We start from the raw sequence: 21,338 nt of genomic DNA, 5'->3' as shown, positions 1-21,338 counted from the left end.
ATCGCGTTTCGTGCCATGCTGCTCACAGGTCGATGGGCAGGGAAGCGAAGGAGGCCGACGGCACCCACCGCTCGCCGCCGTACTCGGAGAGAGCTTCCATCAGGTCGGTCCGCTGCCGCTCCGTCATCGGTCCGAGGACACAGATGGGGGTCCTCCCGTTCGCGCGGGCGCTGATCGTGTTCGGCTCGGCGTAGATCCATCCTGCCGGTCGCATCGTCGTCGGCCGCCTGGCGCCGGACGCGAAGTCGATATGAACTCCGGTGAACTGATAGGGCAGTGCGCCCGGGATCTCTTCGATGGCGACCCTCTTGATCCGGTCCCAGGGAAACTCGTGCCGTCCCGCGACGCTGTGGGTCACGATGCCATGGGGGCCGACGTGCAGCGCCCACTGAGCTCTCTTCTTGCGCCGGCGTGCGTGCGCCACGTCGTGGAGGGAGTAGGTGAGTGCCGTCACGAACGTGATGAACGCGGCACAAGCGACGATGCCACCGAGGATGAGAAAACCGGTCCAGTTGCTCTGGTTGAAGTCGGAATCCGAGTTCAAGTGCCCCGTACGGAACGGGTAGTCGATGAGCCATGCCGCCACGAGCGACAAGCCCACCGTCAAGCACCAGAACCGGAGTGGCTTCGATCTGGCCGTGTAGGTGGACAGCGGCTCCGCACCTGTCCAGGTTCCCTGGAACGGTGGAGCCGAGCTGGGCAGACGCCGCGTCCGAGGTGATGTCTGCCCGGGCGGCCGCTCGGACCGGAGGATGTCCCTGCGTGGCGACCTCGCGATGACATCCGCGTTGGCGAGCACCGCCCTCATCGCTCCGGCCGTCCTGGCCAGCAGCACCTTGCGGGCCTCGGCCGGACCGAACTCCGTGGTCCGGTCACCGGTGGCGAGGGCGGTCCGGAGGCGGCCGATGCGTTCGAGGACCACTCGTGCCGACTCGGGGCGGTGCCGAGGCTCACGAGCCAGGAGTTCGGCGACCAGAGCCATCAGCGCGGGCGGCACGTCCGGGCGGAGCGAGGCAAGTGGGGGCGCGTCCTCGTCCAGTTTGCGGCGCACGATCGCCAGGGCGTTGTGCCCGGTGAAGGGCGGCCGCCCGGTGAGCATGGCGAACAGCACCCCGCCGAACGCGTACAGGTCCGAACGCTCATCGCCGCGTTCGGTGAGGAACTGCTCGGGCGCACCGTATTCAGGGGTGCCGGCAGGGGTCAGTTGGGAGGAACCGGCCACGGTGACCATGGTCTGGATGAACCCGGCGATACCGAAGTCGACGACCTTCACCTGCCCGTCGGGAGTGATCATCACGTTGTGCGGCTTGATGTCGTAGTGGATGACACCGGCCAGATGCGCGGCGACCAGTGCCGCGCAGATCCCATGGGCGATCTCCAGCGCTCGGCCGGGGGACAGGGGACTCTCATCACGGATGTGCTCGGCGAGCGTTGCGCCCTCGACCTTCTCCATGATCAGGAACAGCGCGTCCTCATGAACGCCGCGGTCGTACAGTGCGACCGCGTTGGGGTGGTTGACCTGCGCGGCAGCCACCGCCTCGCGCTCGAACCGCAGGGCGAGCTGCGGGTCAGGGACATCGTGGAGGGCGAGCAGCTTGACCGCGACATCGCGGCGCAGACTGCGGTCCCTTCCGGCCCACACCTCGCCCATACCCCCACGGCCGAGCCGTTTGATCAGCTCGTACCGGCCTGCGATCAACTCCCCGCGTTCCAACGGTCCCCCCTTGGGCCTGAGCATGCCGGAGTCAGGATACGAGCGGTGCGGCCCAGCAGAGCGTGAAACGCACACCCACCCTCTGTGATGACCCATGAACGTATCGCGTGAGACATTCACGTCTCACATGGGTTACTCTTGTCTCATGTCTGTTGATCGTGAACACGTCCTGCGTGCCGCCGCGGATCTGCTCGCCCGCAAGGCCACGGCGTCCATGGACGAGATCGCCAAGTCCGCCGGAATCAGCCGTGCCACCCTGCACCGGCACTTCGCCGGACGGGACGCGCTCGTCCAGGCGCTCGGCGTGCTCGGCGTTCAGCTCGTCGAGGAACGGCTCGCGGCTGCGCGGATCGACGAGGGGGACCCCGTGGACGCGGTGCGTCGGCTGGTCACCGAGGCACTGCCGGTGTCGGGCTTCCTGGCCTTCCTCTACGGCGAGAACCAGCTGTTCGAGTCCGACGCCATGAACGAGGGCTGGGAGCGCATCGACGAACAGGTGGGTGCGCTGTTCCGGCGGGGCCAGGAGCAGGGGCTGATCCGGCTGGACCTGACACCGGCCTGGCTGACCGAGGCGCTGTACTCCCTCATCGCCGCCTCGGCCTGGAGTGCCCAGGAGGGCAGGATCGCGTCCAAGGACGCGGGTTACATGGTCTCCGAGCTGCTGCTCGGAGGGATGATTCGGAGTGTGGAGAAGTGAACGGCAAGACCCCCGAGCGCCTGACCGGTCCGGGCCGCACCGCGCCGCGGCCCGGCTCGGCCGAGGGGATACCGGGGCGCTGGCTCGCCCTGTCGGTGCTCATCCTGGCCGTGTTGCTGGTGGCCGTCGACGCGACCGTCCTCGGCCTGGCCACGCCGTACCTCAGCGAGGACCTGGAGCCGACCGGCAACCAGCTGCTGTGGATAGGCGATGTCTACTCGTTCGTCATCGCCGGCCTGCTGGTGTCCATGGGCAGTCTCGGTGACCGCATCGGCCGCAAGAAACTGCTCCTCGTCGGCGCCACCGCCTTCGGCGGGCTGTCGGTGCTGGCCGCGTATGCCACCTCGCCCGAGATGCTGATCGCGACTCGCGCGCTGCTCGGAGTCGCGGGCGCGACACTGATGCCGTCGACCCTCGCCCTCATCCGTAACCTCTTCCCCGATCCGAAGGAGCGCAGTGTCGCCATCGGCATCTGGGGCGCCGCGGCATCGGCGGGTGCGGCGGTCGGACCGGTCGTCGGCGGATTCCTGCTGGAGCACTTCTGGTGGGGATCGGTGTTCCTCATCAACCTGCCCGTGATGGCCGTCCTCGTCCTCGTCGGCGTCAGACTGCTGCCGGAGTCGAAGAACCCCGACCCCGGTCCCTGGGATCTGCCCAGTGTGGGCCTGTCCCTCGTCGGCATGATCGGTGTCGTCTACTGCGTCAAGGAGCTGGCCTCGCACAACACCGGAGGGGTGGCGATCGCGGCCGGTATCGCCGGTGTCCTGTCGCTGCTGGTGTTCGTCAGGCGCCAACTCACTCTGCGGACACCGCTGCTGGACATGCGGCTGTTCCAGCACCGCGGCTTCTCCGGCGCGGTCCTGGCGGACCTGCTCACCATCCTGGGCCTGTCCGGTCTGGTCTTCTTCCTGTCGCAGTTTCTGCAACTGGTCCAGGGGCGGACACCGCTTCAGGCGGGACTCGCCGAACTGCCCGCGGCCATCGGCGCCGTGGTGGCGGGGCTGGTCGCGGGTGCGGCGGCCCGGCGCTATTCCGTCCGCGTGATCGTGGCCGGAGGGCTCGCGGCCATCGGCGTGGCACTCGCCGCGCTGGTCTTCCTGGACGCGCACACCGGTTTCCCGGTGCTCGGCGCGGTGTTGCTGGTGGTCGGTGTCGGCGCGGGCTTCTCGTTCACGGTCACCGCGGATGTGATCCTCTCCAGCGTCCCCAAGGAGCAGGCGGGCGCCGCGTCCGCCGTTTCCGAGACGGCCTACGAGCTCGGCGCGGCGCTCGGTATCGCCCTCCTCGGCTCCGTGGTCACCGGTGTCTACCGCGGCTTCGACACGCCCTCGGGCGTACCGGCGGATGTGGCCGCCGCGGCCCACGAGTCGCTGGGCGGCGCGGCGGAATCGGCCGCCGATCTGCCGTCCGGCCTCGCCTCCGCGCTCCTGGCCTCGGCGCAGGAGTCCTTCGTGGACGGTCTGCGGATCGCCTGCGGTGTGGGTGCGGTGGTGCTGCTCGCGACGGCGGTCGGGGCGTGGTTCCTGCTGCGCGGGCAGGCGCTCCAGGACGGCGTCGAGGAGAGCGAAGCCGGGCAACTCGCGAGCGACGACGGGTGGCGCGCCGACGGGCCGATGGGCCGTGACGGTGAGCGTGACGAACGCGGTGGCGATGGCGACTCCCGTGGCCATCGAGCTCAGGGCGAGCACGGCGTCCGGCCGGAGAGCGCGGCCGAACCCGCTATCCGCCGCTGAACCGGCCCCGACGCCCGCGGCGTCGGCGCAATCCGGGTGGCCGGAGCCATGATCTCTTGAGCGTGGTCTCCGGCCGTATCCGGAGTCAGCGCCCCGGATCACTGTCCTGTGTGGATCCACTTCTGTGGAATCCCCCGACTCGGTACAGTCCATGATCCACGCCGAAACGATGGTCCGCTGTCTTCGGCGACGCACGCGCTCGTACCCTCAGGAGGCCCCATGCTCCGTCAGCAGGCTCTCAGGCCGACGATGACGTGTCTGGCATTCGCGCTTGCCGCGACCCTCAGCGCCCCGATGACCGCCACCGCCCGTGATACGTCGGCCTCCCGGACGTCGCGTACCGAGTGCCCGCAGCTCAGCAAGGATCTGCCGTGGTACGGCAACAACCGCGCCAGACTCCAGCGCATGATCGACGAACGTGGCATCTGCGGCCAGGGCTCCCGCGCCGGTTCCCCGAGGCCCGTGGCCGCGTTCGACTGGGACAACACCGTCGTCAAGAACGACATCTCCGACGCCACGCTCGCGTGGATGCTCAAGCACGACAAGATCCTCCAGCCCACCAGCTGGCGCGCCACCAACAAGTGGATGACCGACGCCGCCCACCGCGCGCTCACCCGCGCCTGCGGCACCTCCGTACCGGCGGGCCGGCCGCTGCCGACCTCGACGGACACCGACTGCACCGACGAGATCCTCGACATCTACGCGGACGAGAAGACATCGGCCGGGGACACCGCCTTCAGCGGGGTGTGGAATCACCGCAGGACCGTTCCCTCGTACGTCTGGATCACCCAGCTCTTCGCCGGGCACACTCCCGAGCAGCTCACCGCCTTCGCCCGTAAGGCGCGCGCCGAGAACCTCGCCGCACCGATCGGCACGGAGCAGACGGTCGGCACACACAGCTGGGCCGGTTATGTGCGCTACTACGAGCAGCAGCTCGACCTCATCCGCACCCTCCGGAAAGCCGGATTCGACGTCTGGGTGGTGTCCGCCTCCGCCGAGCCGATCGTCCGGGCCTGGGCCCCGGGCGCGGGATTCCCGGACGACCGTGTCGTCGGCATCCGCAATGTTGTCAAGGACGGCAAGCTCACCACCGGTGTGCAGGGGTGCGGCGACGTCGCGGACAACACCGGCGGTGACGCGCTGACGTACATGGATGGCAAACGCTGCTGGATCAACAAGAGCATCTACGGCATCAAGGGCGCCGAGGCATGGCGGAAGCAGGACCCCGCGCACCGCATCGCCTTCGGCGCGGGCGACGCGGAAACCGATGTCACCTTCGTCAATGACGCCACGGCCGGGCATCTGGCCATCAACCGCAACAAGACCGAACTCATGTGCCGCGCCTACGACAACGCCGACCGGCGGTGGGTCGTGAACCCCATGTTCATCGAGCCGAAGGCGCGTCAGAAGACCCCCTACCCCTGCGCCACCAAGGGGCATATGAACACCGATGGTGTCGAGGGTCCGCTGCGGCGCCCCGACGGCTCCGTCGTTCCGGACCAGGAGGACCGGGTGTACTGAGGCACACGCTGAGCATGGGCCACTGACCATCATTGAGTAGCAGAACGGGGCATTGCGGGCGGGCTCGGTCACCGGGCCCGCCCGCTGGTGTCGTGCGGTGCGGCGCCGCCGGGGCGGGTGAGGAGAGGGCGGCGTTGCGGATGTGCGCCAATTGGCTGCAAGTGGGGCTCTGAGACGGCTGATACCTGCGAGGCTGTCTGAATGAGGACTCTTTACAGAAGACTGCTTCATATGCTTCCCCGGCTCGGGGTGCATGTGCTCGATCTCGGCTCGGGTACGGCCGTGCTGTCCCGGCGGGGTGAACGCGCGCGCGTTCCCGTGGGCCGGGAGGCCGATCTGGTGACCCGCGGCAGCGGCCGGTACACGGTGGCGCGGATGCGCGGGGGCATGTGGGTGGTCGCCCGCGGCCGTGGCGATCCGTCCGGAAAATGGACACATGTTCCGCTCGGTGACACCGGGGCTCAGCTCCTTGTCGACGAGGGTGGTTCCGCGGATGAACGCTCGCTCCAGCTGGCGGCGGCCTCGTATCTGTGCACTCACCATGTGGCCGGACTGCTGGAGAAATACGGTGTGAACTGCGTCTTCGACGTCGGTGCCAATGCCGGTCAGTACGCGAAGCGCCTGCGTCGGCTCGGTTACTCCGGCAGAATCGTTTCCTTCGAGCCCACCAAGGACACGTTCGCCACGTTGCAGCAGGCCGCGGAGGCTGATCCGGAATGGTGGGTGTATCCCTTCGGCCTCGGACGCGAGGATGCCACGGCAACCATCCATGCGGACTGGAGCACCATGAACTCGCTGCTTCCGCCCAGCGATTACGGCAAGGACCGCTATCGGCGGTTCGCGAGAACACGCACCGAGGAGATCGAGATCCGCAGGCTGGACGGTGTGATGGACCAGGCGCTGGCCGGTCTGACCGAGCCCCGGCCCTATCTCAAGATGGACACCCAGGGGTACGACCTGGAGGTGTTCGCGGGCGCCGGGGACCGGATCGGCGACTTCGTGGGGATGCAGTCGGAGGTGGCGGTGCTGCGGCTCTACGAGGGGAGCCCGCAGATGAACGAGGCCATCGCCGTGTACGAGGACAGCGGGTTCGAGATCACGGGCATGTATCCGGTGACCCGCGAGGAGACCACGGGCCGGGTGGTGGAGTTCGACTGCGTCATGATGCGCGCGGCTGCCGCCCCTGGCTGAGTCGACGGCGTTTCCGCCGGGCCCCGGACCGCAACGACGCAACGGTCCGGGGCCCGGTCCGTTTTCCGTCGTGCCGCGAAGGTGAACCACGCCTCATTCCGAGCGGTGTTCTTGCTATGCAACGAGTTGCATAGCAGCATCGAGGCATGGCGCTCGAACACGCGATCCTCGTTTCCCTGCTGGAGAAGGCGGGCTCCGGCTATGAGCTGGCCCGCCGGTTCGAGCGGTCCATCGGTTACTTCTGGACCGCCAGCCATCAGCAGATCTACCGCGTCCTCAAGCGCATGGAGAGCGATGGCTGGATCGAGGCCCGCGAGGTGTCGCAGCAGGCCCGGCCGGACAAGAAGGAGTACTCCGTAGCCGAGCCCGGCCGGGCCGCCCTGTCCCAGTGGCTGCACGAGCCGATCGAACCCGAGAGTGTGCGGCACGACCTCGCCGTGAAGATCCGCGGTGCGGCCTTCGACGATCCGGCCGCGCTGATCAGCGAGGTCGAGCGGTACCGCCAGGCGCACAGCGACCGGCTCACCCGCTATCTGGCGGGTGAGCAACGGGACTTCACCGGTCCTGACGCGCCCGCGACACTCACCGCCGGAGAGTCGCTCCAGCACGTCGTCCTGCGCGGCGGCATCGCCTACGAGCAGATGACACTCGCCTGGCTGGACGACGTACTCGCCACGCTCCACCAGCTCCGTCCCGAGCGCTGAACGCCGGGCAGCCGAGACACCCGCCGCCGGGGCCGCACCGCCCGCCGCAACCCCACGACCTCTCCACCCACCCCCGCAACCTTCAAGCCGGAAAGGCGACCTTCCGTGGCCGACGCAACTCTGTTCAACCCGCGCACCTACGACCCGGCGCACTTCGACCCCGAGACCCGCAGGCTGTTGCGCGCCACCGTCGACTGGTTCGAAGACCGCGGCAAGCGCCGGCTGATCGAGGACTACCGCACCCGTGCGTGGCTGGCGGACTTCCTCGCGTTCTCCGCCAAGGAAGGGCTCTTCGCGACCTTCCTGACCCCGGCTTCCGCCTCCGCCGCCGGGGAGCGGGACAAGCGCTGGGACACCGCCCGGATAGCCGCCCTCAACGAGATCTTCGGCTTCTACGGGCTGGACTACTGGTACGCCTGGCAGGTCACCATCCTCGGACTCGGCCCCGTCTGGCAGAGCGAGAACACCACCGCTCGCACCCGCGCGGCCGAACTCCTCTCCCAGGGCGAGGTGTTCGCCTTCGGTCTGTCCGAGAAGGCGCACGGCGCCGACATCTACTCCACCGACATGCTGCTGGAGCCGGACGGCGACGGTGGCTTCCTGGCCAGCGGCTCCAAGTACTACATCGGCAACGGCAACGCCGCCGGGCTCGTCTCCGTCTTCGGCCGGCGCACCGATGTCGAGGGTCCTGACGGCTATGTGTTCTTCGCCGCCGACAGCCGCCATCCGGCGTACCACCTGGTGAAGAACGTGGTCGACTCCTCGAAGTACGTCAGTGAGTTCCGCCTCGAGAACTACCCCGTCGGCCCCGATGACGTGCTGCACACCGGCCGTGCCGCCTTCGACGCCGCCCTCAACACCGTCAACGTCGGCAAGTTCAACCTCTGCACCGCCTCGGTCGGCATCTGCGAGCACGCGATGTACGAGGCCGTCACCCACGCGCACCACCGCATCCTCTACGGCCGCCCCGTCACCGCCTTCCCGCATGTGCGGCGCGAACTGGCCGACGCTTACGTCCGTCTGATCGGGATGAAGCTGTTCAGCGACCGGGCCGTGGACTACTTCCGCACCGCGGGGCCCGACGACCGCCGCTATCTCCTCTTCAACCCGATGACGAAGATGAAGGTGACCACCGAGGGCGAGAAGGTCATCGACCTGATGTGGGACGTCATCGCCGCGAAGGGCTTCGAGAAGGACACCTACTTCTCGCAGGCCGCGACCGAGATCCGGGGCCTGCCCAAGCTGGAGGGCACCGTCCACGTCAACCTCGCCCTGATCCTGAAGTTCATGGGCAACCACCTGCTGGCCCCGGCCGAGTACGAGCCCGTGCCGACCCGCCTGGACGTGGCCGACGACGCGTTCCTCTTCCGGCAGGGTCCGGCTCGTGGCCTGGGCTCCATCCGCTTCCACGACTGGCGTGCCGCCTACGACGCGTACGCCCACATCCCCAACGTCGCCCGTTTCCGGGAGCAGGCGGACGCCCTGTGCGAGTTCGTCACGACCGCCGCCCCCGATGAGGCGCAGGGCAAGGACCTGGACTTCCTCCTCGCCATCGGCCAGTTGTTCGCGCTGGTGGTGTACGGCCAGCTGATCCTGGAGCAGGGGCGTCTGACCGGTATCGAGGAGAACGTCCTCGACGAGCTGTTCGCGGTCTTCATACGCGACTTCTCCGCCTACGCCGTCGAACTGCACGGCAAGGACTCCGCCACGGCGGAGCAGCAGCGCTGGGCACTGGGCGCGGTCCGGCGCCCGGTCGTCGACGAGGCCCGCTCGGCCCGCGTCTGGGAGCGGGTCGAGGCGTTGGCCGGAGCCTACGAGATGGCTCCCTGACCGGAGTCGTTCCGATGGCCCGTCCGGCCCCCGCCCGTGCGGTACGCGTGAGGTGACCTTTCCGCGGGGTGGGGACGGCGAAGGCGCCTGCACCGGGTCGTACCGGGCAGGCGCCTTCAGCCTGGCGGGGTGCGGCCCCCGCCGGTTCAGGCCGGGGGCAGCTTTCCGCGCCCGAAGAGCTTCCGTTCGTCGTGCAGGGCGAACGGTGTGGTTCTCAGGTCGGCGATGGTGATGCCGAAGATCTTCAGCTGGAGCATCAGCTCGGTCTTCAGGTCGTAGCCCGCGCTGAGCGCCCACGCCGGGGCGCTGCCGCCGGTGGTCGCCGCCGCGCGTCCGGTGAGGTGCACGGACAGATCCCCGCCCACGCCCGCGGTGTCGTACAGGAACACCTGGGCGCGTACGCCGACCCGGGCCGTCGCGGTGGCCGCGCCGCGGACCTGGGGTGTGCCGCCCTTGGTCTGCTGGTGCGCCTCGTGGAGCGGCTGCCAGCCGTGCTCGCGGTCGTACCGGGCGCCGACGGCGAACGAACCGGTGGTGCGCTGGTCCGCGTCGAGCACGATGCGTCCGCCCGCGGTGAAGCGATAGGTGAAGGTCACCTCGGTGCTGACCACGACCGGCACCGGGCCTATCCAGAAGACGTGGCGGCCGGTGACCGCCGCCAGCGGCACCGCGACCTGTCCGGTGTCGGCGGTGCGCCGCACCTTGCCGTGCACCTGCCAGCCATAACTGTAGGAGCCGCCGAGGCCGACGGCCGCGCGCTGCGGCAGCAGGCTGTGCCCGCCACGCCGGTCGTACTGGAAGATCAGCTCGGGCCGGAAGGCGATGTCACCGGCCAGCCGGGCGGGAGATTTCCCCGTCGCCTCCACACCCTTGGGCAGGGGCACATCGACGCCCAGCCGCAGGGCGCCCAGACCCTTCGCCGCGCTCGACGGCAGGGGACCGCGCGGGGTGGCGCCGGCCGCGCGGTGGCCGAGCTGGGTGTGCGCACCGCCGGAGTCGGAGGCCGACGGGGTCGGCGACGCGCCGTCCGGAGTGCCCGTCCCCGCGGGAGTGCTCGCCCCGTCGGACGGTGCCGGGCTCGCCCCCTGCGACGGCGTCGCGGAACCGCCACCGCCGTCCGCGCCGGACTCTGCGCCGTCGGACGGCTTCCGCACGGTGACGCCGGAGGAGAGCGGCTTGACGCTGAGTTCGCTGCCGCGCAACGCCGCGCGCTGGTTCACCTTCTGGTCGCCGAGCAGCTCCGAGAGGGTGGCGGGCGCGGTGGTGACCCGCGTCTCGCCGTCCTGGGAGCCGGAGACGGTGCGCACCTTGAACAGCGCGCCCGCCGGGGCCTTCCGGCTCGGCGCCGCGGCGATGACATCGCCCGGGCGTACGGACTTGCCGGTGGACGTCTTGAGTACCGCCCTCTTGCCGGGAGCGTCGTACGACGACAGCTTCACCGCGACCGAGCGGCCCGAACCGGTGGGCGTGCCCGAGGGCTTGGCGACGACGGCACCGCCGTCCGCGCCGGGGGCCGCGTCGTCGGTGCCCGGTACAGTGTCCGGGCTCGGGGAGCCCGCGGCTCGGGTACCGGCCGGGGAGGTGCCGGAGTCCGGGGAGTCCGAGAGCAGTGCGTAGCCGCCGAGGGCGGCGGGGACCAGTACGCCGAGCGCAGCGGCGGGCACCGCGATACGGCGCCAGGAAACAGCCATGGGATTCCTTGGGGGTGACCGAGAGGGGAACAGCAAGCCCGCGCACCCCACCACGACAGATCCTGATAACAGCTCAGAAATTATCAAGGATCGAACATCTGTAGGGGTTCGGGCGGCTTCCTCGTAGCATGGCGGCGAATGATCACTTTCGCCATGGAGAAAGACACCGAGTCGGGAGGGGACGGGTGGGGGGTTCCACAACGGTGCCGGAGGCCGTCACCGCGCTGCACGACCGCATCGGCGCGCTCACCGACGAGGTCATCGCCGCCCTCCGGGGCCAACTCTCCTCCTACGCGGCACAGTCGCCGGACAGGGTCCGGCCGGGGGTGATGGCGGCGGTGCGCAACGGCCTGACGGTGGTGCAGCGTTGGTCCGTCGAGGAGCACCGTGCGCCGCGGCGCGGCGGGCGCGATCCCGGCCACTCCTACGACCTGCCCGCCGGGTATCTCGACGAGGTCGCCGCCCTGGCCCGGGTGTTGCCCGTCGAGGACATCATCTCGGCGTACCGCATCGGATCGGACGTCGTCTGGCGGCGCTTCGGTGAGGAGATGGCGGCCCGGAACGCCACCGCCGAGGAACTGCTGCCGATCGCCGAGACGCTGCGGGCCTGGACGAACGCCACCACACTGCGCATCGTCCGCAGCTGTCACGCCGCGGCCCGGCGGGAGGTGCCGACCGAGGGCCGGAACGCCGCACTGGTCCGTGCGCTGCTGCTCGGTGAGGCGCGCTGGGACGACCCGGACAACGGGGACGCGGACGCCGTCTGGGACCGGAGCACGCTGCGCCTCCCTTTCCGCGCACGTCTGCCCCTCACCGGCCCCGGCGACTCCGCCCGTGCCGTCCGGCCCGCCCCCGGCGCGGACCCGGGGAAGGAGGCCCTGTCCCGCGCCCTCGACCTGCTGCGTCCCTGGCTCGCGCGGGACGCGGTGGGCAGCCCCTTGGCGACAACGGTGGACGGGGACGCGGCCGGGCTGCTGGCCGCACGTCCGAGCGGGCTGTGCCACGGCCTGGTGGTGGGCCTGGGCGCCCCGGCCGCCCGGTCCGCTCTCGCCACCGAATTCGCCCGCGCCACCCAGGCGCTGCGCGCCGCGGTCGACTCCGGGTTCGCCGGGGTCTTCACCCGAGAGGAGCTGGGGTTGCGGGCCACGGTGGTGGCGATGCCCGCGGTGGGTGAGCAACTGGTGCGGCTGCGACTGGAGCCGTTGGCCGAACGGGGCGAGGACGGCGTCCAGTTGGAGGAGGCGGCCGCCGCCTACCTCCGCCAGGGCATGCGCCTGGAAGCGGCCGCACGCAGTCTCTACGTTCACCCCAATACGATGCGCAACCGGCTGCGCCGCTTCGAGGAGCTCACCGGGACCAATCTGCGCGATCCGGCGGATCTGGCCGAGGTGTGGTGGGCGCTGGCTCACCGCCGTATCCACGGCCCGGCGAACTGAGGCGCCCCGGGACCGGTGGATCCCGGCCCTGTTCGTCTGGAGCCCCCTCGCCGGTCACACGGCGGCGGAGAGGGTGCGTCAGGGCGCCGCCGAGATACGGATGCCGACCGTGCCCGCCTTGCCGCGCCGCAGCCTGCTGCCGAAGAGGGTGAGGCGCCCCAGGAGACCGTACTTGCGTGCCACGAGCCCGCGGTAGCGCTCGGTGGTGGCCGCGTCACAGATCTCCGCGACGGCCGGCCGCTGTTCGCCCGTGGGGTTGCCCCGCATGTCACAGGGGCCCACCAGCACATCACCGCGGTTGCGGATCCGCTTCACCTTCCACGAGTCGACGGCCGTCCATACCCCCAGCGCCGCCCCGTCGGACACCACCCAGACCGGGGTGGCAACAGCCGAACCGTCCTTGCGGTAGCTGGTGACGAGCAGATATTTACCGGTACCGAGCCGTTCCAGCCACGTCTCTTCCATGCCGGAAGTCTAGGTGTACCGCCCGCTGACCATCGCCGAACCGGCACCCGGGCGCTGACGGGCCCCGATGCCCGGTCGGCACCGCCCCCCACGGCGCGGCACCCGTGAGGCCGTACCGCAGATGGATCAGCCGACGGCTCGTGGACGACGAGCTACGTGATCGACCGGACACACCCCCGGGTGAGGAAGGTCGCGACGGTCCGGGTGAAGCAGGCGGGGTCGTCAAGCCACGGAAAGTGGCCGGCGCCCGCTTGGACCGCCAGTTCGGCACGGGGGAACAACTTCGCGATGTCGGCGGCGACATGGGGTCGCGGGCCGCTGTCCAGTTCACCGGCGAGGACCAGCACCGGCGCGGCCAAGCAGGCGATGGCGGCGCGGGTCGCGGCGGGGTCGAAGGCGCCCGGCGATGCGTAGACGTCCGCTGCCGGCTCGTTGGTCTGTTCGGCGTCGGCTGCGGCATGCGCTTGGGCGGCGGCGTCCCAACGGCCGTAGAAGAACGGGGCGGCAGCGTCGAAGTCGGCGTCGGTGGGGGATCCGGACCAGATGGCTTCATAGGCATCGCGGGCCGCCTCGAACCACGACTCGGCCGTGCGCAACGCGACGATCTCCCGCCGGTGCTCCGCGGTGAAGTCGACACCGAGGGCGCGAGCGCGGGCTGTGATCAAGCTGAGGCTGCGGATGCGCCGCGGGTAGCGGGCCGCGTAGAGGATGGCCAGATCGCCGCTCGCCGAGTGCGCGAGAACATCGACGCTGTCCCACCCGAAGTGGTCCCGGAGGGCCTCGACGTCGTCGACCTGCCGGTCACAGCGGTATGTGGCCGGATCGCGGGGGACGCGGGAGTCGCCGGTGCCCCGCAGGTCGAGCATGACCAACTGCCGTCGCTTCGACAGTCCACCGAGGTCTCCGAGGTAGGCGGAGGCACGCATCGGTCCACCGGGCAGGCAGAGCAGCGGCTTGCCTTCCCCGGTGATGTGATAGGCGAGTTCGGTCCCGTCGGCAGCGGTGAGCGCAGGCATGGCGCCATCCTCATCGCCGGGAACGACCACAGCAAGCCGTTTCTTGCGCCCGCGCCGACATGCCGGCACCGTTGAACGTCCCCTTCAGTTCAGGCGATTGCCTGAGCTACGTGCCTTTGCGCATCAGCAGATGACCCCGGCGGAACCGTTCCTCCTCGTGCGGCTTCGATCGGCCACCGGCAGGCCGTCGCCGCCTTGTGGTCGAACGCCGTAACCGGCTCACCCTCCGACTCGAAGAAGGCGAGCAAGAGGTGGCCGTCGGACGCGAGTACCCGCCGGAACCCGGCGTCGGCGGTCCGCGCGAGCTCGGCGAACGCGGCGAGCACCGCGTGATCCAGCGGAAAGCGTGCGGATCAGCACCGCAGGGCTCGCTCCGGACGGCAGATGTCGCACAACGCTACGTCCGCCTCGCCCGCGCACAGCTCGACTGCCTGCTCGGTGGTGACGCGGGTGTGGCTGTCCCGGGCCTGCCAGCAGTCACGGCGGTGCAGACGGCGGGAGGGGGCTTCCTCGTTGTACTGGTGGAGCTTTTCGAGGACCCACTGCCGTCCCGCCACCGCTCCGACCGTCGGCAGCCCACTGTAGTTCTCGCCGGGGATCGGGGTGATCCGCTCGGCGGGGACGCTGATGGGGGTGGGGGCGCCCATGACCGTGGTGCTGCCGTCGGCGTGCTCGTGTCTGGCCGGGAGGATGGCCTCCGCCTCGAACCACCAGGCGCCGTCGGCCGTGCGGGTACGGGCGGTGACGATGACGTCCAGCTCCTGGCCGTCCGGGAGCTCGGCCCTGGCCCACGGCCCGGCTTTCGACCGCCACTCGTCCACACTCACCATTCGATCCTACGTTCGAATACCGTGCGGAGTGACCAGGAGCGTGGTGTGCGGACCTCACCTACGCTGGACACCCCCAGGGGGGTGCCTGTGGAGGTAGCCATGCGCCCCGTATGGTCCGGTGCCGTGTCGTTCGGGCTCGTCACGATCCCGATCAAGGTGCTGCCCGCCACCGAGGACCACTCGGTGTCCTTCCGGCAGATCCACACCGCCGACGGCGGGCGGATCCGGTACCGCAAGGTCTGCGAGCTCGACGACAAGGTCCTGAGCCAGGACGAGATCGGCCGGGCCTACGAGGAGAGCAAGGACAACCTCGTGCCCATCGCGGACGAGGAGCTCGACCAGCTGCCGCTGCCGACCGCGAAGGCGATCGACGTGCAGGCATTCGTTCCCGCCGATTCCCTGGACCCGATCCGCTTCGGACGCCCCTACTATCTGCAAGGCGACGGAGCCGTCGCGGCCAAGCCGTACACGCTGCTGCGAGAAGCGCTTGAGCGCAGCGACAAGGTGGCCATCGCCAAGTTCGCCTGGCACAACCGTGAGCGGCTCGGCGCGTTGCGCGTTGTCGGCGATGCCATCGTCCTCCAGGCGCTCCACTGGCCGGACGAGATCCGCTCCAGCGAAGGGCTCGCCCCGAAGGACGTGGATCTCTCCGACTCCGAGGTCGACGAAGCCATCACCCTGATGGACGCCATCGGCGGGGCGGAGGTCAGCCAGTACCGCGACCAGTACCGGGAAGCCGTCGAAGCCGTCATCGAGGCGAAGGCGGCAGGCGTGGCGCCTCCGGAGATGGTGGCTCCGGCCGGGCCCGAAGGAAAGGTCGTGGACCTGATGGCCGCCCTGAAGGACAGCGTGAAGGCAGCCAAGGAGGCCCGCGGCGAGACTGGCGGCACGGGTGAGGTGCGCACGATGCCGTCCAAGAAGAAGGCGGCGAGCAAGAAGACCGCCAAGAAGACCGCCAAGAAGGCTCCGGCGAAGAAGGCGGCCAGGAAGCGGACCGCGTCCTGACGGCGCCCACCTCCGTCAGTCGGGCAGGAACGTGGTCGGCCGCGCTGTCGGTCGATCTGGCCGGTGACGAGTTGTCCATGGCGCAGACCGCCGAGGTCTTTGCCCGGGTCCCTGCAACGGGCGGTGGAGGTGCGGCTCTGCGCAGGCACTGCCGGCAGGCGTGATGGCACAGTGCCGCCCGGCCGACGCGTCGCACCTCAGAGCGCGAACGGCTGGTACCTCAGGGCTTCATCGACGATCTCCTCCGCAGATGGGTCCTGGAAGTCGTCCGAGCGATGGAAGATCAGGTCACTGACCCGGGGATGGGACACGTTCATTTCGAGGAGCCGCAGGTAGTAGTCGCTCTCCGGGGACGCAATCAGGACTCTGCGGACGATCTCGACGAGTTCGTCCCGCGAGATTTCCGCAACCCGGGGCCGAGCGGGTCTGGCGGCCTCCTTGGCGAACTCCTCAACATCCCTGCTGCCGTAGTTCTCGACGAAGTCGAGCGCCACATAGTCGTGGCCCGTCCTCGCGTTGAAGGCCCGGATCGCCTCGTCAGCGGCCGTGGAACGGCTCGCCACCAGATCAGCGATCCGATCGATCTCGCAGCTCAGCTCCTCGAGGTGTTGTTGGCTCACCGTCGGGGGCAGCAGCTCCGGTCTCAGGTCCACGGCCCGAATTATGTCCACCGACGCCGACACACCGGAGCAGGGCCCTCAGCGCACGGGTCAGCGGTGACAGGTGTGGGCACGAGGTCGCAGTGGCCAAGGGCAAGTACGGCGGCCGCCCGCCGTCGACATGCTCCTGTCCCGCGTCCGGCGCAGGGTCACGGCAGCAGCCGCTGTTCCTTGGCGACCGCCACCGCGCCCGCGCGGGTGTCCACTCCCAACTTGCTGTAGATCCGGCCCAGATGGGTCTTGACCGTGGCGTCGCTGATGAACAGGGCACGGGCGATCTCCCGGTTGCCCAGCCCGCGGGCGAGCTGGCCGAGGATGTCGAGCTCCCGGTCGGTGAGGGTGGGGCGCGGCCGCCGCATCTGCGCCATGACCCGGTGGGCGACCGGCGGGGACAGCGCCGTACGGCCCGCGGCGGCGGCCCGGATCGCGGCGAACAACTCCTCGGGGCGCTCGGCCTTGAGCAGATAGCCGGTGGCCCCGGCCTCGATGGCGCGGGTGATGTCGGCGTCCGTGTCGTAGGTGGTGAGCACCAGGACGTGCGGGGCACCGGGCCCGGCCGCGGCGATCCTGCGAGTGGCCTCGATGCCGTTGATCCCGGCACCGAGCTGAAGGTCCATCAGGACGACGTCGGGCCGCAGGACGGCGGCCATGGTGACCGCCTCCTCGCCGTGACCGGCCTCGCCGACGACCTCGATCCCGGGCGCGCTGCCGAGCAGGGCCCGCAGCCCCGCGCGTACCACGGCGTGGTCGTCGCAGAGCAGGATCCGGACGGGGCCGGACGGGGCCGTCGGGCAGGTGTCCGAGGGGGAGGCGGTCATGGGGCGGTCTCCAGGGGGACGGCGGCGGACAGGACGGTGCCCTCGCCGGGCGCGGATTCGATGGTGAGAGCGCCGCCGAGCTGGGCCGCACGGGCGCGCATCGCGGGCAGACCGTGCCCCCGGCCCGCGACGTGGCGCACTGCCCCGGCCGGGAGGGTCTCGGCGACCGGCCGAGGCACGCCGGCGGCCGCGTCGAAGCCCCGTCCGTCGTCGGCAATGTCGAGCACCACCTGATCGCCCAGGAAGCTCAGCGTCACGGCGGCGGTCCCCGCGCCGGAGTGCTCGCGGATGTTGGCCAACGCGCCCTGGGCGATGCGCAGCAGCGCGGACTGCACCCGGTCCGGCAGCGGGGCCGGGTCGCCGTCGAGATGGAATCGGACCTCCAGTCCGGGGTCCTGCTCGCGCGTGGCGAGCAGCCGCAGCGCCTCGTGCAGTGGCACACCGCCCGCCAGCTCCGCCGGAGCCAGGTCATGCACAAAACGGCGTGCCTCGGCCAGGTTGCGGGCGGCGATCTCGGCGGCCGTACGGACGTGGCGGCGCGCGGTCTCCGAGTCGTCGGCCCAGGTGCGGTCGGCGGCCTGGAGCAGCATCTGCTGGCTGGACAGCCCCTGCGCCAGGGTGTCGTGGATCTCCATGGACAGCCGCTGTCGCTCGGTGAGCGTCCCCTCGCGCCGCTCGGTGGCGGCCAGCTCCTCACGGGTACGGATCAGGTCGTCGATCAGCGCGCGCTGCCGGGCGGCCTGCCGCTCCATGTGCAGAAAGACCGCCGTGGCGATGGCGGCCACGGCGGGCGGGGCCAGCAGCAGATAGGGATCGAAGCCGCCCGCGAGCCGCAGTTGGGCGGCGACGATGAACGCCGTCAGGAGCGCGACGAGCAGCAGGGCCGCCCGCACGGGCAGGGTGCGCAGTCCGGTGTAGAACAGCGGGACGGCGCACCAGGCGAAGCTCGGCGCGAGCAGCACCAGGACCACCCAGATCACGACGATCGCGCCGAACCGGCCCAGGAGCGGTGTCCGCCCGGCGGGCGACAGGGAGAGGGACGACGACGCATCCGGGAGCGACGGCTCCCGGGGCGACGGGGTTCGGGACGATGAGGGCCAGGGCCAGGGCCACGGGGTTCGGAACGACGGATACCGGAGCGGGGCGGAACCGGACCGGGCGAGCCCGCCGTGCGGCCCGCGATCCGTCGGCCGCGGGCCGAGGACCGGCCCCAGCGCGTACAGCGTCAGCAGCGCCGCGCCGAGCGCGATGACCCACGGCGTACGGGGCTCTCCGGGGTGCCGGAGCAGGAAGCGCGCCAGTGAGGCTCCCAGCAGCAGGAAGAACGCCGTATGCATGACCGGGCCCAGCCAGCGGGCGTCCGGATCCGGTGCCGGGGGTCTCTTGCTGTGCACGTACGTCTCCTTGCCAGGGCTCCCAGCAGTCATAACCCGGGCCGGGAGCGTCCCGCATCAACCGATCGGCTACCGGTGTCCCCCAATCATGCACGGTCGGGACAGCCGGTACGCCGATGCCCCGGACCCCGCCCCGCTTCGAAGATGGAGCCCGGCGGACCGGTTCCGCCCGTACCGACCCCTCGTACCGAGCCACCGCCCGGTACCGAGCCCAAGGAGTCCCCGATGAAGAAGTTGTCCCCGCGTGCCCGCGTGCTGACCGGGGCCGCCGCCACCGCGCTGGTCGGCGCGACCGCGTTCGGCGCCGTCTCCGCCACCGCCGCCCCGGCCGCCCCCCAGGCCGTCCCGGCGCGGGCCGAGGCGCGCGACACGGATCTGACCCGGTCCACGCACCTGTCGGCCGACGCCGCCACCCGCGCCGCGCAGGCAGCCCTGCACGCCGCGGAGAAGGACGGCCAGAAGGTGTCCGTCGCGGTGGTCGACCGCAACGGCAACACGGTGGTCACGCTGCGTGGCGACGGCGCGGGCCCGCAGTCGTACGCCTCGGCCGAGCGGAAGGCGTTCACCGCCGTCTCCTGGAACGCCCCGACCTCCGAGCTGGTCAAGCGCCTGGAGACGGCACCGCAGCTCAAGGACATACCCGGCACCCTCTTCCTGGGAGGCGGCGCCCCGGTCAAGGCGGCCGACGCCCCCATCGCGGGCATCGGTGTCGCCGGGGCACCGAGCGGTGACCTGGACGAGAAGTACGCCCGGGCGGGCGTGGCGGCCGTCTCCGACTGACCGCTGACGTCCGAGCCTCAATCCGCCGCACTCCGCGCGGGGTTGGTCCAGGACGAGCACGGAGAGAGCGAAGGGCGAGCCGTGATCCCGTCGGGGTAGGTTCGGGCCATGACAGGTGACTGGCGAACAGATCGAATCGGGGCTGCTCTGCGCGGTGAGAACCCGACCGTGCTGCGACGGCTCGAATCCGGTTTCGCCGGGATCGGCGACGTTCAGTTCCTGCCGGGCTACTCGGTTCTGCTCGTCGACGACCCCAGCGTTGAGAGGCTGTCTGACCTGCCGAAGGCCAAGCGGCTGTCGTTTCTGTCCGACATGGACCGACTCGGAGAAGCGGTTGAGCGGGCCTGTCGGCGCCTGGACCCCGATTTCCGCCGGGTCAACCTGGAAATCCTGGGGAACAAGGACCCGTTCCTGCATGCCCACGTCTGGCCGCGGTTCGCATGGGAGCCGCCCGAGCTGGTGGGCGCGCCGGTGTGGCGGTATCCGCGTGACCGGTGGAGTGATGAGCGGTTCAGGCTCGGACCGCAGCATGATGTGCTGCGGGATGCGATCGGGAGCGAACTGGATCGGTTGCGTTCGATGGCATGACCCGCCGCGCGCCGTCCCTGGCTCCGTGACCCTGGGCCCGCCGGTCTTACGATCGGCGGGCCCAGGAGCGGATTTGGCGCTACCGCTCAGCGGTGTTCTGTTGTTCCTCGGGTCGGCGGCGGCGGCGGCGTCGTCGGGGGACAGGGGTGCTGCCGGTCCGGCACCATGGCTTGCCGTACGTGGCACCGCAGTTGCGGCACCCGGCGCGGAAGAAGACGGCGGCCGGAACGCCGTACTCGTCGACGAGGGGCATCCCGTCGGTGCGGTTAGACGTCTGGTCGGGTGCCGCGTGCGGCCTTTCAGCGTTGAGATTCGTTGAAGCTGTTCTCCACCGCATAATCGACGTCTATGCGAGACGTCGGGGTGTCGGGGCCGCCAGAGCCGACCGAGCACTACATCTTCAACGACAGCCAGACGATCGTGCTGGAGTGCGGATTCCAGTGGGAATCCATGCCCGACCGGAATCCGATCGTGCTGGAGCGAACAACCGCTCACCGCGCTGTCCGAGCGCTGGCCGAGCTGTGCGAGGGGCTCATCAGGCCCATGACGTTCGGCGTGACCAGAAACTGGGTGGACGAGTACGGCTGGCCGGCCGACAGCAACCCGCCGCGATGGAACTGGTTGCTGAAGACGTCGCAGTCGTCGCCTGACGCCCGCTCACTTCATGGGGACCCGAACCTCATGGAGACACCAACACTGGACGAGCAGTCGATGCTCACCGCGGTCGACCGCGTCCTCGACGACCCGTGTGAGGTGCCCGAAGGCAAGCGCCTGGCGTGGTCAGAGATGCGCGTGGACCACACCTGGGCCCGGCTGCCCGCACCCGACCGGCACATCGAGAACGATGAACTGCGCATCGACGACCACGACAACAAGCTGCGTCGCGTTCTGGTCCCTCATGAACACATGCACGGCCGCACCTGGGTGACCGTGGCCGAGCCCAGTGTGTGGTATCCGTTCCTGCTGAGGGTGAACAAGTCCTCGGGCACGGTGTACCCGGACGGGCTCGAGTACGACGAGTTCATCGAGATGACGATCGACGTCAACTGGTCGTTTTGGTGGCATCCAGGGGAGGGGCGAACCATGCTCGAGCAAGCGGTGGACCGCCTCCTTCGGCAAGGATGGCGTGACGCAAACCCGCAATCCAGAACCCGCCAGCAGTGATCAACGCCTGCCCCTGAACAGCCATCCGTGGTCCGCCTCGTGCGCCTGTCGGCTGGGGGCTGGGCCGTCGTCCGTGCGGGATGCCCGTCCGGCGAGCCGCCG

The 21,338-nt window shown here is 70.1% G+C and carries 19 protein-coding genes and 1 pseudogene; 11 read left to right on the top strand and 9 right to left on the bottom strand.

The genetic code is table 11. The features are described 5' to 3' along the window. Nucleotides 1–22: 22 nt before the first annotated feature. Nucleotides 23–1,738 carry a serine/threonine-protein kinase gene (locus JK363_RS18250; protein WP_201875964.1) on the bottom strand — a complete coding sequence of 572 codons (1,716 nt, stop codon included), beginning with the start codon at nucleotides 1,736–1,738 and terminating at the stop codon, nucleotides 23–25. A gap of 121 nt (nucleotides 1,739–1,859) precedes the next feature. Here JK363_RS18250 and JK363_RS18245 point away from each other — a divergent pair, with 121 nt between their 5' ends. The 6 genes from JK363_RS18245 to JK363_RS18220 all read left to right on the top strand — a co-directional run bounded on the left by JK363_RS18245 (nucleotide 1,860) and on the right by JK363_RS18220 (nucleotide 9,390). Next, the gene (locus JK363_RS18245) at nucleotides 1,860–2,411 is read left to right on the top strand and encodes a TetR/AcrR family transcriptional regulator (protein WP_201875963.1); all 552 of its coding nucleotides are present in this window, start codon (nucleotides 1,860–1,862) and stop codon (nucleotides 2,409–2,411) included. Between the two features lie 20 nt (nucleotides 2,412–2,431). Next, nucleotides 2,432–4,144: an MFS transporter gene (locus JK363_RS18240; RefSeq protein WP_201876055.1), complete on the top strand. Its 1,713-nt coding sequence runs from the start codon at nucleotides 2,432–2,434 to the stop codon at nucleotides 4,142–4,144. A 219-nt stretch (nucleotides 4,145–4,363) separates the two neighbouring features. After that, a complete protein-coding gene (locus JK363_RS18235) occupies nucleotides 4,364–5,665 on the top strand; it encodes a haloacid dehalogenase-like hydrolase (protein WP_201875962.1) in 1,302 nt (433 codons plus the stop codon). A gap of 231 nt (nucleotides 5,666–5,896) precedes the next feature. After that, nucleotides 5,897–6,856: an FkbM family methyltransferase gene (locus tag JK363_RS18230; protein WP_236075881.1), complete on the top strand. Its 960-nt coding sequence runs from the start codon at nucleotides 5,897–5,899 to the stop codon at nucleotides 6,854–6,856. A gap of 146 nt (nucleotides 6,857–7,002) precedes the next feature. After that, entirely contained in the window at nucleotides 7,003–7,560 is a 558-nt protein-coding gene (locus JK363_RS18225) for a PadR family transcriptional regulator (RefSeq protein ID WP_201875960.1), read from the top strand. A 105-nt stretch (nucleotides 7,561–7,665) separates the two neighbouring features. Further along, entirely contained in the window at nucleotides 7,666–9,390 is a 1,725-nt protein-coding gene (locus tag JK363_RS18220) for an acyl-CoA dehydrogenase family protein (RefSeq protein WP_201875959.1), read from the top strand. A gap of 146 nt (nucleotides 9,391–9,536) precedes the next feature. Here the strand turns inward: JK363_RS18220 and JK363_RS18215 are convergent, their stop codons facing one another. After that, complete coding sequence (locus tag JK363_RS18215; protein ID WP_201875958.1) at nucleotides 9,537–11,081, bottom strand: hypothetical protein; 1,545 nt, start codon at nucleotides 11,079–11,081, stop codon at nucleotides 9,537–9,539. A 185-nt stretch (nucleotides 11,082–11,266) separates the two neighbouring features. Between JK363_RS18215 and JK363_RS18210 the strand changes: the two genes are divergently transcribed. Beyond that, nucleotides 11,267–12,517 carry a PucR family transcriptional regulator gene (locus JK363_RS18210; RefSeq protein ID WP_307821766.1) on the top strand — a complete coding sequence of 417 codons (1,251 nt, stop codon included), beginning with the start codon at nucleotides 11,267–11,269 and terminating at the stop codon, nucleotides 12,515–12,517. A 78-nt stretch (nucleotides 12,518–12,595) separates the two neighbouring features. Here JK363_RS18210 and JK363_RS18205 read toward each other — a convergent pair whose 3' ends face one another. The 4 genes and pseudogenes from JK363_RS18205 to JK363_RS18190 form a co-directional block, all read right to left on the bottom strand. Continuing rightward, a complete protein-coding gene (locus tag JK363_RS18205; RefSeq protein WP_201875957.1) occupies nucleotides 12,596–12,982 on the bottom strand; it encodes a PPOX class F420-dependent oxidoreductase in 387 nt (128 codons plus the stop codon). A 152-nt stretch (nucleotides 12,983–13,134) separates the two neighbouring features. Next, entirely contained in the window at nucleotides 13,135–13,998 is an 864-nt protein-coding gene (locus tag JK363_RS18200) for an alpha/beta fold hydrolase (RefSeq protein WP_201875956.1), read from the bottom strand. 106 nt (nucleotides 13,999–14,104) lie between these two features. Then, nucleotides 14,105–14,285: pseudogene (locus JK363_RS18195) on the bottom strand (SAM-dependent methyltransferase); the annotation flags it as partial. 66 nt (nucleotides 14,286–14,351) lie between these two features. Further along, a complete protein-coding gene (locus tag JK363_RS18190; RefSeq protein ID WP_307821765.1) occupies nucleotides 14,352–14,825 on the bottom strand; it encodes a DUF6233 domain-containing protein in 474 nt (157 codons plus the stop codon). A gap of 102 nt (nucleotides 14,826–14,927) precedes the next feature. On the opposite strand from JK363_RS18190, the gene ku reads away from it, so the two are divergent. Further along, a complete protein-coding gene (gene ku, locus JK363_RS18185) occupies nucleotides 14,928–15,833 on the top strand; it encodes a non-homologous end joining protein Ku (RefSeq protein WP_201875954.1) in 906 nt (301 codons plus the stop codon). A gap of 197 nt (nucleotides 15,834–16,030) precedes the next feature. Here ku and JK363_RS18180 read toward each other — a convergent pair whose 3' ends face one another. The 3 genes from JK363_RS18180 to JK363_RS18170 all read right to left on the bottom strand — a co-directional run bounded on the left by JK363_RS18180 (nucleotide 16,031) and on the right by JK363_RS18170 (nucleotide 18,737). Beyond that, on the bottom strand, nucleotides 16,031–16,486 hold the full coding sequence (locus JK363_RS18180; RefSeq protein ID WP_307821764.1) for a bacteriocin immunity protein: 456 nt from the start codon (nucleotides 16,484–16,486) through the stop codon (nucleotides 16,031–16,033). Between the two features lie 155 nt (nucleotides 16,487–16,641). Next, nucleotides 16,642–17,310 carry a response regulator gene (locus tag JK363_RS18175; protein ID WP_201875953.1) on the bottom strand — a complete coding sequence of 223 codons (669 nt, stop codon included), beginning with the start codon at nucleotides 17,308–17,310 and terminating at the stop codon, nucleotides 16,642–16,644. Further along, the gene (locus JK363_RS18170) at nucleotides 17,307–18,737 is read right to left on the bottom strand and encodes a sensor histidine kinase (protein WP_372444806.1); all 1,431 of its coding nucleotides are present in this window, start codon (nucleotides 18,735–18,737) and stop codon (nucleotides 17,307–17,309) included. The genes JK363_RS18175 and JK363_RS18170 overlap by 4 nt, the downstream gene beginning before the upstream one ends. Before the next feature lie 192 nt (nucleotides 18,738–18,929). Here JK363_RS18170 and JK363_RS18160 point away from each other — a divergent pair, with 192 nt between their 5' ends. The 3 genes from JK363_RS18160 to JK363_RS18150 all read left to right on the top strand — a co-directional run bounded on the left by JK363_RS18160 (nucleotide 18,930) and on the right by JK363_RS18150 (nucleotide 21,236). Then, nucleotides 18,930–19,484, top strand: coding sequence for a GlcG/HbpS family heme-binding protein (locus JK363_RS18160; RefSeq protein ID WP_201875952.1), 555 nt, complete (start codon nucleotides 18,930–18,932; stop codon nucleotides 19,482–19,484). A 108-nt stretch (nucleotides 19,485–19,592) separates the two neighbouring features. After that, a complete protein-coding gene (locus JK363_RS18155; protein ID WP_201875951.1) occupies nucleotides 19,593–20,072 on the top strand; it encodes an HIT family protein in 480 nt (159 codons plus the stop codon). Between the two features lie 348 nt (nucleotides 20,073–20,420). Further along, nucleotides 20,421–21,236, top strand: coding sequence for a hypothetical protein (locus tag JK363_RS18150; RefSeq protein WP_201875950.1), 816 nt, complete (start codon nucleotides 20,421–20,423; stop codon nucleotides 21,234–21,236). Nucleotides 21,237–21,338: the final 102 nt, after the last annotated feature.

Source organism: Streptomyces coffeae (assembly GCF_016741875.1).
Lineage (GTDB): Bacteria > Actinomycetota > Actinomycetes > Streptomycetales > Streptomycetaceae > Streptomyces > Streptomyces coffeae.
This window is presented reverse-complemented; position numbering and strand designations above follow the sequence as displayed.